Source organism: Xanthomonas sp. WHRI 7064 (genome assembly GCF_040202355.2).
In the GTDB taxonomy this organism is placed as follows: Bacteria; Pseudomonadota; Gammaproteobacteria; order Xanthomonadales; family Xanthomonadaceae; genus Xanthomonas; species Xanthomonas arboricola.
The window spans coordinates 4,620,832-4,634,393 of record NZ_CP167821.1; the positions used below are offsets into that span (position 1 = coordinate 4,620,832).

Below are 13,562 nucleotides of genomic sequence, written 5' to 3' on the forward strand. Positions count from 1 at the left end.
CATTGCACGGCAGCGTCTGGGCAACACCGACGTGCAGCTCTCGGCACTGGGCTTTGGCGCCGCGCCGATCGGCAATCTGTATGCCGAGGTCGCTGAGGACCAGGCACTAGCCGCCGTGGCGGCTGCGTTCCAGGCCGGCATCCGCCATTTCGATACCGCGCCGTACTACGGCTACGGGCTGAGCGAGACCCGCCTGGGCCGTGGCCTGGCCGGCGTGCCGCGCGGCGCCTATACGCTGTCGACCAAGGTCGGCCGCTGCATCTACGACGATGCGCAGGCCGCCGCCGGGCGCGACGGCTTTGCGGTGGCGGGCCGCCGCGCCGAGTTCGACTACAGCGCCGACGGCGTGCGGCGCGCGTTCGCCTCCAGCCTGGAGCGCCTGGGCACCGACTACGTCGACGTGCTGCTGTTGCACGACATCGGTGCGCTGACCCACGGCGACAACCACGCCAACGTGCTGCGCCAGGCCTTGGAGGAGGCCTTGCCGGCGATGGCAGAGCTGAAGGCGGCCGGTGCCTGCGGGGCGATCGGGCTGGGCGTCAACGAGCAGGACGTGGCACTGGAGGTGCTGCCACGCTTTCCGCTCGATTGCGTGATGCTGGCCGGCCGCTACACGCTGCTGGAACAGCACGGCGCCCGCGCCCTGCTCGAGCAGGCGCAGCAACGCAACGTGGCGATCCTGTCGGCCGGCCCGTACAGCTCCGGCCTGCTCAGCGACGCACGCGGCCCCGGCGCCACCTACAACTACGCCCCGGTCGACGCCGCCACCCTGCAGCATGCGCAGCGCCTGTACGCCGCCTGCGCGGCATTCGAGGTGGATATCGGCGCGGCGGCGTTGCAGTTTCCGCTGGCACATCCGGCGGTGACCACGGTGGTGGCCGGCATGCGGACGGTGGCCGAGGTGCAATCGGCCGCCGGGCGCCTGCAGGCGCCGATCGCACCGGCACTGTGGCAGCGCCTGCGCGATGGCGGCCTGCTCGACGCGGACCTGCCCATGCCATGAGCCGCATCGACGCACACTTGCATTTCTGGCAGCTGGCCCGTGGTGACTACCACTGGCTGACGCCCGAGTTGGCACCGCTGTATCGCGACTTCGGCCCCGCCGATATCGGCCAGGCGCTGGACGCTGCCGATATTGAGGGCGTGGTGGTGGTGCAGGCCGCCGCGACCGAGGCCGAGACCCGCTACCTGTTCGAGCTGGCGCGCGCCGAGGCGCGTATTGCCGGCGTGGTCGGTTGGGTCGATTTCGCCGCGCCCGACGCCGCCGCGCGCATCGACGCGCTGGTGCAGGCCGGCGGCGGCGTGCTCAAGGGCCTGCGCCCCATGGTGCAGGACATCGCCGATGTGCAGTGGCTAGCCCAGCCCGAACTGGATGCCGCCTTCGATGCGCTGATCGCGCACGACCTGGCCTTCGACGCCCTGATCCGCAGCGTGCATGTGCCGGCGCTGCAGGCACGCCTGAAGCGTCACCCTGACTTGCGCGTGGTCGTCGATCACGGCGGCAAGCCGCAGATCGCCGCAGGCGAATTCGTCGCCTGGGCCGCCGGCATGGCTGCGCTGGCCCAGCATCCCAACGTGCACTGCAAACTCTCCGGCCTGCTCACCGAAGCAGCGCGCGGCGCCGGCGTGGAGGCGCTGGCACCGTATGTCGCGCATCTGTTCGCACGCTTCGGCCCGCAGCGTGTGCTGTGGGGCAGCGACTGGCCGGTGCTGACCCAGCGTGCCGATTACGCGCAGTGGTTCGACATCGCACAGCAGCTGGTCGCCACATACGCCGACGGCCATGCCGGAGCGGTGTTCGGCGACAACGCACGCACGTTCTATCGTCTGCCACGGCCGGCGGCCCCCACCCACGGAACCTCTTCGGTATGACTGTCTCGATCCCTGCAACTCCCAACGACCGCCTGCATGGCAAGCGCTGCCTGATCACCGCCGCCGGCGCCGGCATCGGCCGCGAAAGCGCGCTGGCCTGCGCACGCGCCGGTGCGCAGGTGATCGCCACCGATATCGACGCCGCCGCCCTGCAGGCGCTGGCGGCCGAATCGGAGGCCATCACCACCCAGCTGCTGGATGTCACCGACGCGTCGGCGGTTGCCGCACTGGTCGCGGCGCACGGCCCGTTCGATGTGCTGTTCAACTGCGCCGGCTTCGTGCACCAGGGCAGCATTCTCGATTGCGACGAGCAGGCCTGGCGGCGCTCGTTCTCGATCAACGTCGATGCGATGTACTACACCTGCAAGGCGGTGCTGCCGGGCATGCTCGAACGCGGCCGCGGCAGCATCATCAACATGTCCTCGGTGGCCTCCAGCATCAAGGGCGTGCCCAACCGCTTCGTCTATGGCGTGACCAAGGCCGCCGTGATCGGCCTGAGCAAGGCCATTGCCGCCGATTACGTAGCCCAGGGCGTGCGTTGCAACGCGATCTGCCCCGGCACCATCAAGACGCCGTCGCTGGGCCAGCGCGTCAAGGCGCTGGGCGGCGACGAACAGGCGGTGTGGAAGAGCTTCACCGACCGCCAGCCGATGGGCCGCCTGGGCGACCCGCGCGAGATCGCACAGCTGGTGGTGTACCTGGCTTCGGACGAATCGTCGTTCACCACCGGCCAGACCCACATCATCGATGGCGGCTGGTCCAACTGATCGCGGCAACGCACCGCCGTGCCGCGCACCGCAACGTGGGCGGCCAGTGCCGGATGCGACTTGTATTGGCTTGATTTGAGCACGCCGTCCTTATCCACCCGATGCATGCGCGCTAGCGTTGCTGGCCGCTCCATTCCTCACCTGCAAAGGAAGACTGCATGAAACTCGTACGCGTTGGCGCCCCCGGCCAGGAACGTCCCGGCCTGATCGATGGCGAAGGCCGCATCCGCGATTTGAGCGGCGTGATCGACGATGTGGCCGGCGAGCACATCACCAATGCCGGCCTGGACAAACTGCGTGCGCTGGACGTGTCCACGCTGCCGCTGCTCGAAGGCGAGCTGCGTTATGGCGCCGCAGTGGGGCAGATCGGCAAGTTCATCTGCGTGGGGTTGAACTACGCCGACCACGCGGCCGAATCGGGCATGGACGTGCCCAAGATGCCGATCCTTTTCATGAAGGCCACCACTGCGGTGACCGGCCCCAACGACACCGTGATCATCCCGCGCGGCTCGGTCAAGAGCGACTGGGAAGTGGAACTGGGCGTGGTGATCGGCGATGTGGCGCGCGATGTGGCGGTGGACGACGCACTGAACCACATCGCCGGCTACGCAGTCATCAACGATCTGTCCGAGCGCGAGTTCCAGCTCGAGCATGGCGGCCAGTGGGTCAAGGGCAAGAGCGCCGACACCTTCGGCCCGATCGGCCCGTGGCTGGTCACCCGCGATGAAATCGCCGACCCGCAGAACCTGTCGATGTGGCTGGAGGTCAACGGCCACCGCTACCAGAACGGGAGCACCCGCACGATGGTGTTCGGCGTGGCCGAACTGGTCAGCCACATCAGCCGCTATATGACGCTGATGCCGGGCGATGTGATCAGCACCGGCACCCCGCCGGGCGTGGGCCTGGGCCAGAAGCCGCCGGTGTACCTGAAGCCGGGCGACGTGATGGAGCTGGAGATCGAAGGCCTGGGCCGCCAGCGCCAGCCGGTGGTGGCGCATCCGCGTGATGCTGCCTGAAGCCATCGCCTTCCCGAACCTAGGTTCTCGAAGAAAAGATTGAGTGAAAGTAAGTGGCTAGGTATCCGCACGAAGCAGCCCAAAGCCCCTCTCCCCTCGGGGCACTAGGGCACGGCTTGCGCGCCACTGGCGCGCGTGCGTTGGTGCGCCCGCGCCGCAAGCGCGGGCCGGGGCGCGTAGCGGAGTTGGGGTGAGGGTACGTAGCGACATATCCAAGCAGTTCGTCGCGATGTGCGTTTGTCGTCAGGCGTGACATGTCGGCATGTGTGTTGATGTGTCGTGCGCAAATTTTTCAAGCGGCTTGCGAGGGCGTTGAAGTTCCAGGTGCTTTCGCGCGTTGGTGTCTACACGCAGTTGGTTGTGCAGTGATGCGTTGATCTGTGTTGTTCGTTGATCTGTGTTGCAAACGCATGCGTACCTGCAGCGCTTCAATACAGTCGGCGCTTCGCGTCCGTACCCTCACCCCTCTCCCGGGGGGAGAGGGGCTCTGGCGCCCGTCTCCGTTTCCGTTCTCCGTTTCAGTTTTATTTCGCGCGTTTTATTCCCGTTTCCATCGCCCAGGACTTCCATGAGCACCATCATCGCCCTCGACACCCACGACGTCCGCTTCCCCACCTCGCGCGAGCTGGATGGGTCGGATGCGATGAATCCGGATCCGGATTACTCGGCCGCCTACGTCGTGCTGCGCACCGATGCGCCGGATGACCTGGCCGGCTACGGCCTGGTGTTCACCATCGGCCGCGGCAACGATGTGCAGACCGCCGCGGTGGCCGCACTGGCCGAGCATGTGGTCGGCCTGTCGGTCGATGAGGTCATTGCCGATCTGGGCGCGTTCGCGCGCCGGCTCACCAACGACTCGCAGCTGCGCTGGCTGGGCCCGGAAAAGGGCGTGATGCACATGGCGATCGGCGCGGTGATCAACGCCGCCTGGGACCTGGCCGCACGCGCGGCGAAAAAGCCGCTGTGGCGCTACATCGCCGAGCTCAGCCCGGAACAGCTGGTCGACACCATCGACTTCCGCTACCTCACCGACGCGCTCACCCGCGACGAAGCGCTGGCAATTCTGCGCAATGCGCAACCGCAGCGTGCGCAACGCATCGCCACGCTGATCGAACAGGGCTATCCCGCCTACACCACCTCGCCCGGCTGGCTCGGCTACTCCGACGAAAAGCTGGTGCGCCTGGCAAAAGAAGCCGTCACCGACGGCTTCCGCACCATCAAGCTCAAGGTCGGCGCCAACGTGCAGGACGACATCCGCCGCTGCCGCCTGGCGCGTGAGGCGATCGGCCCGGACATCGCGATGGCGGTGGATGCCAACCAGCGCTGGGACGTGGGCCCGGCGATCGACTGGATGCGCCAGCTGGCCGAATTCGACATCGCCTGGATCGAGGAACCGACCAGCCCGGACGACGTGCTCGGCCACGCCGCGATCCGCCAGGGCATCACCCCGGTGCCGGTCTCCACCGGCGAACACACCCAGAACCGCGTGGTGTTCAAGCAGCTGCTGCAAGCCGGTGCGGTGGACCTGATCCAGATCGACGCCGCGCGCGTGGGTGGCGTCAACGAAAACCTTGCCATCCTGCTGCTGGCCGCCAAGTTCAACATCCGCGTGTTTCCGCACGCCGGCGGCGTCGGCCTGTGCGAACTGGTGCAACACCTGGCCATGGCCGACTTCGTCGCCATCACCGGCAAGATGGAAGACCGCGCGATCGAATTCGTCGACCACCTGCACCAGCACTTCCTCGACCCGGTACGCATCCAGCACGGCCGCTACCTGGCCCCGCAAGCCGCCGGCTTCTCCGCCGAAATGCACCCGGCCTCCATCGCAGAATTCAGCTACCCCGACGGCCGCTTCTGGGTCGAAGACCTGGCCACGGCAAAGGCCTAATCCAACGCACCGCCTCACCTAATCCCAGGATGTCGTAGGAGCGGCTCAAGCCGCGACAGGCTTTCCCGATTGCCTGATCGCGACCTAGGCCGCTTGTGCATGGAGCACGCGCACGACGGCTCCAGATCGCAGAATTCCACCACCCCGACGGCCGCTTCCGGGTCGAAGACCTGCCCGCAGCGAAGGCGTAATCCAACGCATCACCTAATCGCAGGATGTTGTAGGAGCGGCTCAAGCCGCGACAGGCTTTCCCGATTGCCTGATCGCGACCGAATCCGCTTCTGCCTGGCGCATCTGCGATGCAGCTGCCACGCCTGCGCTGCACCACTCACGCTGCGCCCGCATAAGACACCTGTTTCGACGCCCGGCGGCAGCGGCAAGATAACCAAGACCAGCGCCCCACAACGGAGCCAACACATCCGCAAAAAACGCAGGCCAACACCCTAACCCTGCCCGGCTCCAACAGCCGCGCTCAAGGCAAAAATCCGCCCGGCCTCGCGCCACTTCTCTCCCGGCGCACTGCCAGGCAACGGCTTTTGAAACCGCCACATCAAGTCTTCCCAGGCCTGGATACGCGGATCTGCCGCATCCCGCGCCGCCTTGGCCGCCGGATCGTAGTCGTCGCCGACCTCCATCAGCATCACCAGGCGGTCGCCGCTGCGAAAGATCTCCAGCTCCCGGATGCCGGCCCGCTGCAGCGAGGCCACCACTTCCGGCCAGACCTCGCTGGGCCGATGCCAACGCTCGTACTCGGCGATCAACTGCGGATCGTCGTGCAGATCCAGCACGTAACACAGACGCCGCGTGCTCATGCGCCCACTCCTGCAACCACCGGCGCAGCGCGGCGCGCACGCAACGCGAACAGCAGAATCACCGCAAAGCACCCACCCGGCACCACCATCGCCCAATGGATACCGGCCATGTCCGATACGGCACCCATCACTGCCGTCAGCAGCGCGCCACCGATGATGGACATCACCAGCAACGACGAGCCCAGCTTGCGCGCATCGTCATGCATGCCATCCAGGCCCAGCGCGAAGATGGTCGGGAACATCACCGACATGAACACGCTTGCGGCCACCAGCGCGTACAACCCGGTCCAACCCGGCAACGCGATGGCAACGGCGCACAACACCAGATTGATCGTGGCAAAACTCGCCAGCAACCTGGCCGGCGCCAGATAGCGCAACAGTGCGGTGCCGATGAAGCGGCCGGCCATGAACAGCACCAGCGAGATGGTCAGGTAGGTGGCGGCGGTTTTTTCGGGCGTGCCCGGCACCGCATCCTGCAGATAGCGGATCAGATAACTCCAGATACCGACCTGCGCACCCACGTAGAAGAACTGCGCCACCACCGAAAACATGAAGCGCCGATTGCGCAGCAGTTCGCCGAAGCGTGCACGCTTGGGCGCCACGCCGCTCTCGCTCTCCGGCGCGCCGGTGGGAAAGCGCACCAGCGCGATCAGGATCGCCCACAGCACCACCACTGCGCCGATGATCAGATAGGGCGTCTGCACGGCTGAGGATTCGGCGGCAAAGAACGCCTCGCGCGCGGCGGGCGCCATTGCCGCCAGTTCGGCCGGCGTGTGTTCCACCCCGGAGAAGATGAAGTGCTGGCCCACCAGCACGCCGGTGATCGAGCCCAAGGGGTTGAATGCCTGGGCCAGATTCAACCGCCGCGCCGCGCCTTCTGCCGGGCCGAGCACGGTCACCAGCGGATTGGCGGTGGTTTCCAGGAAGGCCAGGCCGCTGGCGATGACGAACAAGGCCAGCAGGAACAACCAGTAGGTATGTACCTGCGCGGCCGGATAGAACAGGAACGCGCCGCACGCATACAGCAGCAACCCGAGCACCACCGCGGCCTTGTAGCTGTAGCGGCGCATGAACATCGCCGCCGGCATCGCGAACACGAAATAGCCCAGGTAGAACGCGCTCTGGACCAGCCCGGCCTGCAGGTCGGTCAGCTCGAAGGCCTTCTTGAACTGCTTGATCAGGATGTCGTTGAGGTTGTTGGCCATGCCCCACAAAAAGAACAGGCTGACGATCAACAACAGGGGAACCATGGCGGTACGCGCCAGGTTGCCGCGCGGTGACGCGGCAATGTCACTGTGATGCATGCGACCGATCCCCTCCCAAGGCTGTGGCGCTTGCGTTGCTGTGCGGCGAGCGTACTGCGCACGCCAGCGCCATGCAAATATAAAAACTTTGTTTATATTTGCACGCAAGCGCCACTTCTCACCGCTGCCCGCGATGCCTGTACCCTGGCGCGCCGCAGCCTTGCCTGGAGCCGCAAACGGATGAGCACCGAACCCGCCAAGTACCGCGCCCCTGCCCTGGACAAGGGTCTGGACATCCTCGAGCTGCTCGCCCGCCAGGCCCAGCCGATGAGCATGGGCGCGATCTCGCAGGGCATCGGGCGCTCGCGCGGGGAGATCTTCCGCATGCTGCAGGTGCTGGAGGAGCGCGGCTATCTCACCCGCGACGGCGAGGGCGACTACGTGCTGACCAATCGGCTGTTCATGCTCGGCATGCAGCAGCCGCAGGTGCAGAGCATCAGCGAAGCGGCATTGCCGGTGATGCGGCGGCTGGCCGATGCGATCTATCAGCCCTGCCACCTGGTGGCGCCGTCCGGCGACCAGATCGTGGTGATCGCGCAGATGGACGTGCCCAGCGACCTGGGCCTGGTGGTGCGTCCGGGCCACCGCCGCCCGCTGACCCATTCCAGCTCCGGGCTGGTGCTGTTCGCGTTCCAGCAGCCCGAGGTGCAGGCGCGCTGGCTGGACCTGCTCGACGCCAGCGAGGTGCCGTTCGAGCGCGCGCAGTTCCTCGCCGCCGCCGCGCAGGCCCGCAACGATGGCTACGCCATGCAACCCAGCGAGGCAGTGGTAGGCGTGGTCGACCTGACCGCACCGATCCTGCAACGCGGCAGCGCGACCTACACACTCACCGTGCCCTTCATCGCGCGCCGCCCCGAGCTGGTCGGCCCGCACGCGGCCTTGCAGGCCCTGTGCGCGGCAACGGCGGAGATCTCCGCCGCGTTGATGTAGCCGCGGCCCGCGCCGGGAGTCTGCGTCGGCGCTGGTGCTTCTTGTTGCTCGCTTCCGAAGGCTGACTTCTGCGGTCTATCCGCAGCGCAGCCGGACCTGTGCGTGGAGCGCAGCGCGCTCTTTCCGCAGCGCTGCGATGGCAGCCTGACCATCGCACTCCACCCAACGGCTTCGCCAGCACGCGCGGCATCGCAAGCCGTGCAAATCCAGACGCCATGGAGATCGCGGCATCGTTGCCGATCGCTGCACTCCTGCACGACGTCGGGAAAGACAGCACGACGCAGGCGCTGGCTCACGCACGCGCAGCCAGACATGAGGCTTCCATCTCGCACTGCTTGCAGCACACCCCACATCAGCGGCTTTCCCGGCGTTTTTCGCTACCTGGGTCACCGGCATGCAGACCGTTCGTCGCTATAGCCAAGGCTATCGGGCGCCGCATCGCTCCGTTGCGTGGACACGCCTGCCTGGCTTTGATGCCTGAAAACAAGGCAAAAACCGCGTCACCCCTGCTCGCAATAGCCACGGCTATAAAGATCAGACCGACCTTCGCGTGCAGTGCAGGCGCACCGAACGCGGCCATGCGTTGGTACACTGCGCGCCCCTTGGGGAGTAGCCTGCTTTCGCATCGTCGGAAGCGCCTGCATCAACATACTCGGCCGTTGCGCCGTGGTGCAGGCAACCAGTTCCGGTTTGGCGAGACCAGCGGCATGCGTGCACGACGAAGGTTGGCGCGGGCGCATGTCGTTGTGACCGTGCCCAACCCGAGAATGTCGATGTCCCCTTTTTCCATTGTTTTGATCGGTTTTGCGATGTCGACCGATGCGTTTGCCGCGGCGATCGGCAAGGGCGCGGCGATGCGCAAGCCGCAGTGGCGCGATGCGCTACGCGCCGGCTTGATCTTCGGCTGCATCGAGGCGATCACCCCGGTGATCGGCTGGCTGCTGGGGCGCGCCGCGTCCAGCTATGTGTCCGACTACGACCACTGGATCGCCTTCGTACTGCTCGGTGCGCTGGGCACGCACATGATCGTGGCCGGGCTGCGAAACGATGCGGACGACGCTGAAGAAGCAACGTCCGAGACGCCGAAACGGCACGGCTTGCTCGCCCTGGCCACCACCGGTTTTGCCACCAGCATCGATGCGATGGCGGTCGGCGTGAGCCTGGCGTTTCTGGACGTGCATATCGGCGTGGTGGCGGTGGTGGTCGGGCTGTGCACCTTCAGCATGGTCACCGCAGGCGTCATGCTGGGCCGCGTGCTCGGCAACCTGATCGGCAAGCGCGCCGAGATCCTCGGCGGCTTGATCCTGGTGATCGTCGGCAGCGTCATCCTCTACGAACACCTGAGCGGCGCAGCGTAAGCATCTCCCCTCGTAGGAGCGTGCCTGCGCGCGACCAAGCGTTATCGATAATGCTTCGTCGCGCGCAGGCACGCTCCTACGCTGCAGTCGCACCGGTCAGCGCGTTTTCGCATCGTGATGCGCACTCAGGAACGCGCGTAACGAGGCCGGCTTCACCGGTTTGGTCAGCAGGCGGTAGCCACGCGCACGTGCGAGCTGCTTGAGTTCGTCGCGGCCGTCGGCGGTGAGCAGGGCACCGGCAATCGGCGCGGTGGCGACGGCCTGCAGCGCATCCAGCGTGTCCAGGCCATCGAGCCGGTCGTGCAGGTGATAATCCACCAGCATCAGGTCCGGTTGTTCGCGCGCGCGTTCCAGCGCCTGGTCCACGGTACTGGCGGTGATCACCTCCACCTGCCAGCGACCGAGCAGGGCGCGCATGCCGTCGAGGATCTCGCGGTCGTTGTCCACGCACAGCACGCGCAGGCCCGCCAGCGAATCGCCGCTGGGCAGCGCGCGCGCAACGGCCACCGGCAGCACCGGCGGCAGCGGTACCGCCGCCACGCGCGGCAGCAGGATCGAGAACATGCTGCCGCGGCCGACCTGGCTGCGTGCGCTCAGGTCGTGGTCGAGCAGGCGCGAGATGCGCTGGCAGATCGACAGGCCCAGCCCCAGGCCCTGCTCGCCCCAGTCGAACGGCTGCTGATAACGGCGGAATTCTTCGAAGATCTGCCGCATGTGGTGCTCGGGAATGCCCGGGCCGGTGTCCCACACCTGCAGCTCCACGTGCTCGCCGCGGCCGCGCATGCCCAGCACGATGCGGCCCTGGCGCGTGTAGCGCAGCGCGTTGGCGAGAAAGTTCTGCATCACCCGGCGCAGCAGGCGGCGGTCGCTGCGCACCCACAACGGGCGACTGTGCACCTGCAGCTGCAGGCCGCGGCTGGAAGCCACCGGCGCGTATTGCGCGGCCAGTTCGTGCATCAGCGCGCTGGCATCGAAATCCTCGACCGTGGGCCGCAGGCCGCCGGCATCCAGCCGCGAGACGTCGAGCAGGCCATCGAGCAACTCCTCGGCCGCACGCAGCGAGGCATCCACGCGCTCGGCCAGATGGCGTTGTTCCTCGTTGTTCTGATGGCTCTCGCGCAGCGCCGAGGCGAACAGCCGCGCGGCATTGAGCGGCTGCAACACGTCGTGGCTGATCGCGGCCAGAAAGCGCGTCTTGGATTGCTGCGCCAGCTCGGCCTCGCGCGAGCGGTCGGCCACGCGCTGCTCCAGGTTCTCGTTGGCGTCCAGCAGCGCGCGTTCGGCACGCTTGTAGTCGGTGATGTCGTTGTAGCTGGTGACATAACCGCCGCCGGGCAGCGCCTGGCCGCGCATCTCGATCACCTTGCCGTCGCTGCGGGTGCGCTCGAACACATGCGGCGAGCCGGCGCGCATGTGGCGGATACGGCGATCGATCTGATCTTCGATATCGCCCTCGCCCAGCTCGCCGCGCTCGGCGTTGTAGCGGATCAGATCCGCCACCGGGCGGCCGACATACAGCATGCCGTCCGGGTAGCCGAACAGCTGCTGATAGCGGCGATTCCACGCAGTCAGGCGCATCTCCGGGTCGACCACGCTGACCGCGGCGCTGATGTTTTCCAGCGTGGTGGACAGGATCTCGCGATTGAAGCGCAGCTCCTGGCCGGCCTCGTCCAGCACCGCCACCACCTCGCCCAGGTCCATGCCCGAGCCGCGCAACAGGCTGGTCAGCACCAGGCGTGCGGAGGCCGCGCCGATCGAGGCGGCCAGCAGGCGTTCGGTGAACTGCACCCAGGCGCGGTCGGCCACCACGGTGGGTTGCAGCTCGCGCTCCAGCAGCACCGCCTGGTCGACGAAGGCGCGGTGCGCATGCCGCTCGCCCACCACGCGCTCGGCCAGGGCCTGCAGGTCGGCCACGCGCACATGCCCGGGCCAGTCGCCGGCCACCGCCGGCCGCTGTGCGTACGGGTCCAGGAAGGGCGCGGCGCGCAGGCGTTCGTCCACCCCGGGGCGCCAGCGTGCGGAGACCAGCATCATCGCGCCGACATTGATCAGCAGCGACCAGAACGTGCCATGCGCCAGCGGGTCCCAGCCGCGCATGCCGAACAGCTGCTGCGGCTGCAACCAGGCGATGCCGAACGGCCCGTCCACCAGCCAGTCCGGCTGCAGCCAGCCCGCGCGCGTGGCGGCCGGCAGCAGCAGCGTGTAGATCCAGGTCATGAAGCCCAGCACCATGCCGGTCTCCACGCCCTTGCGGCTGGCGCCGCGCCAGTACAACCCGCCGATCACCCCGGGGGCGAACTGCGCCACTGCCGCAAAGGCCATCAGGCCGTAGGCCGCCAAGGTGGTGTCGTTGGCCACGCTGCGGTGGTAGCCGTAGGCGATCAGCGCCAGCAACAGGATGGCGACGCGACGGATCCACAACACCCGCGAGGCCACCGCCGCGCGCGCATCGGCGCTGCCGCGGCGGCGCAGCAGCACCGGCATCACCAGGTCGTTGCTGACCATGGTGGCCAACGCGATGCTGGCCACGATCACCATGCCGGTGGCGGCCGAGAACCCGCCCACATAGGCCACCAATGCCAGCACGGTGTTGCCCTGGCTCAGCGGCAGCGCCAGCACCACCGCGTCGTCGACCACCGTGCTGCCCTTGCCGAACAAGGCCACGCCGGCCGATGCGATCGGCACCACCATCGCCGAGATGATCACCAGGTACGCACCGAACAACCAGCGCGCGCGCCGGATGTCGCCGACGTCGCTGCATTCCACCACCGCCACATGGAACTGGCGCGGCAGGCAGATCACCGCCAGAAAGCTCAGCAAGGTCTGCGAAATGAAGCCCACCGACGGGGTGTGCTCGAACAAGGTGCGCGCCGAGTCGGCGATGGGCACCTGGTGGTCACTCAGCCACACCCAGGCGAACAGGCCCACCGCGACGATGGCGATCAGCTTGATCACCGACTCCAGCGCGATCGCCAGCATCATGCCGCGGTGGTGTTCGGTGGCATCGACCTGGCGGGTGCCGAACAAGGTCGCGAACAAGGCCATCAACAGCGCCACATACAATGCCGGATCGGCAAGGATGCCGCGCCCGGCACTGCTATGCCCGGTCAGCACCTCCAGGCTCATCGCCACCGCCTTGTACTGCAGCGCCAGATACGGAACGATGCCGACCAGCGCGATCACCGCCACCAAGGCCGCCAGCCGCCGCGAGCGGCCATAGCGCGAGGAAATGAAATCGGCGATGGAGACGGTGTTTTCGGCGCGTGCGATCAGCGCCAGCCGCTCGATGATGCGCCAGCCAAACAGCAGCAACAGCAGCGGGCCCAGGTAGATCGGCAGATAGCCGATGCCATTGCGCACCGCCGAGCCGACCGCGCCGTAGAAGGTCCACGACGAGCAGTACACCGCCAGCGCCAGGCTGTAGACCGCCGGCCGCAACCACGGCCGCTCCGGGTACAGCGGACGACGGTCGCCCCACCAGGCCACGCCGAACAACAGCACGGCATAGCCGACGGAGACCAGCAGCAGGATCCAGCTTGATACCAAGGGGCGTTCCTAGGCCAATGCGAACGGGGAGTTTACGCAGTGGGGAATCGGGAGTGGGAAACAGCCCGC

Annotated in this window: 10 protein-coding genes and 1 riboswitch; of the genes, 7 read left to right on the forward strand and 3 right to left on the reverse strand. The window is 67.2% G+C overall.

Going from position 1 to position 13,562, the window contains the following annotated elements; translation table 11 throughout:
- The first annotated feature begins 1 nt into the window (after position 1).
- The 5 genes from ABQY74_RS19700 to ABQY74_RS19720 all read left to right on the forward strand — a co-directional run bounded on the left by ABQY74_RS19700 (position 2) and on the right by ABQY74_RS19720 (position 5,543).
- Positions 2 to 1,003, forward strand: coding sequence for an aldo/keto reductase (locus ABQY74_RS19700; RefSeq protein ID WP_104575737.1), 1,002 nt, complete (start codon positions 2 to 4; stop codon positions 1,001 to 1,003).
- A complete protein-coding gene (locus ABQY74_RS19705; RefSeq protein WP_349794531.1) occupies positions 1,000 to 1,872 on the forward strand; it encodes an amidohydrolase family protein in 873 nt (290 codons plus the stop codon). The genes ABQY74_RS19700 and ABQY74_RS19705 overlap by 4 nt, the downstream gene beginning before the upstream one ends.
- Complete coding sequence (locus tag ABQY74_RS19710) at positions 1,869 to 2,639, forward strand: SDR family oxidoreductase (protein ID WP_181118701.1); 771 nt, start codon at positions 1,869 to 1,871, stop codon at positions 2,637 to 2,639. Before ABQY74_RS19705 ends, ABQY74_RS19710 begins: the two co-directional genes overlap by 4 nt.
- 158 nt (positions 2,640 to 2,797) lie before the next feature.
- On the forward strand, positions 2,798 to 3,655 hold the full coding sequence (locus ABQY74_RS19715; protein WP_349794533.1) for a fumarylacetoacetate hydrolase family protein: 858 nt from the start codon (positions 2,798 to 2,800) through the stop codon (positions 3,653 to 3,655).
- A gap of 568 nt (positions 3,656 to 4,223) precedes the next feature.
- On the forward strand, positions 4,224 to 5,543 hold the full coding sequence (locus ABQY74_RS19720; RefSeq protein WP_349794535.1) for an L-fuconate dehydratase: 1,320 nt from the start codon (positions 4,224 to 4,226) through the stop codon (positions 5,541 to 5,543).
- Between the two features lie 443 nt (positions 5,544 to 5,986).
- Here ABQY74_RS19720 and ABQY74_RS19725 read toward each other — a convergent pair whose 3' ends face one another.
- A complete protein-coding gene (locus ABQY74_RS19725; protein WP_349794537.1) occupies positions 5,987 to 6,355 on the reverse strand; it encodes an L-fucose mutarotase in 369 nt (122 codons plus the stop codon).
- Positions 6,352 to 7,659 carry an L-fucose:H+ symporter permease gene (fucP, locus tag ABQY74_RS19730; protein WP_104560314.1) on the reverse strand — a complete coding sequence of 436 codons (1,308 nt, stop codon included), beginning with the start codon at positions 7,657 to 7,659 and terminating at the stop codon, positions 6,352 to 6,354. The genes ABQY74_RS19725 and fucP overlap by 4 nt, the downstream gene beginning before the upstream one ends.
- Before the next feature lie 180 nt (positions 7,660 to 7,839).
- On the opposite strand from fucP, the gene ABQY74_RS19735 reads away from it, so the two are divergent.
- Together ABQY74_RS19735 and ABQY74_RS19740 are read left to right on the forward strand one after the other, a co-directional pair.
- Complete coding sequence (locus ABQY74_RS19735) at positions 7,840 to 8,589, forward strand: IclR family transcriptional regulator (protein WP_104563742.1); 750 nt, start codon at positions 7,840 to 7,842, stop codon at positions 8,587 to 8,589.
- Positions 8,590 to 9,187: 598 nt separating this feature from the next.
- Positions 9,188 to 9,350: riboswitch (yybP-ykoY riboswitch) on the forward strand.
- A 12-nt stretch (positions 9,351 to 9,362) separates the two neighbouring features.
- Complete coding sequence (locus ABQY74_RS19740) at positions 9,363 to 9,947, forward strand: manganese efflux pump MntP family protein (protein ID WP_039521230.1); 585 nt, start codon at positions 9,363 to 9,365, stop codon at positions 9,945 to 9,947.
- 96 nt (positions 9,948 to 10,043) lie between these two features.
- On the opposite strand, the gene ABQY74_RS19745 is transcribed toward ABQY74_RS19740, so the two are convergent.
- On the reverse strand, positions 10,044 to 13,493 hold the full coding sequence (locus ABQY74_RS19745) for a PAS domain-containing hybrid sensor histidine kinase/response regulator (RefSeq protein WP_102581244.1): 3,450 nt from the start codon (positions 13,491 to 13,493) through the stop codon (positions 10,044 to 10,046).
- Between the last annotated feature and the right edge of the window lie 69 nt (positions 13,494 to 13,562).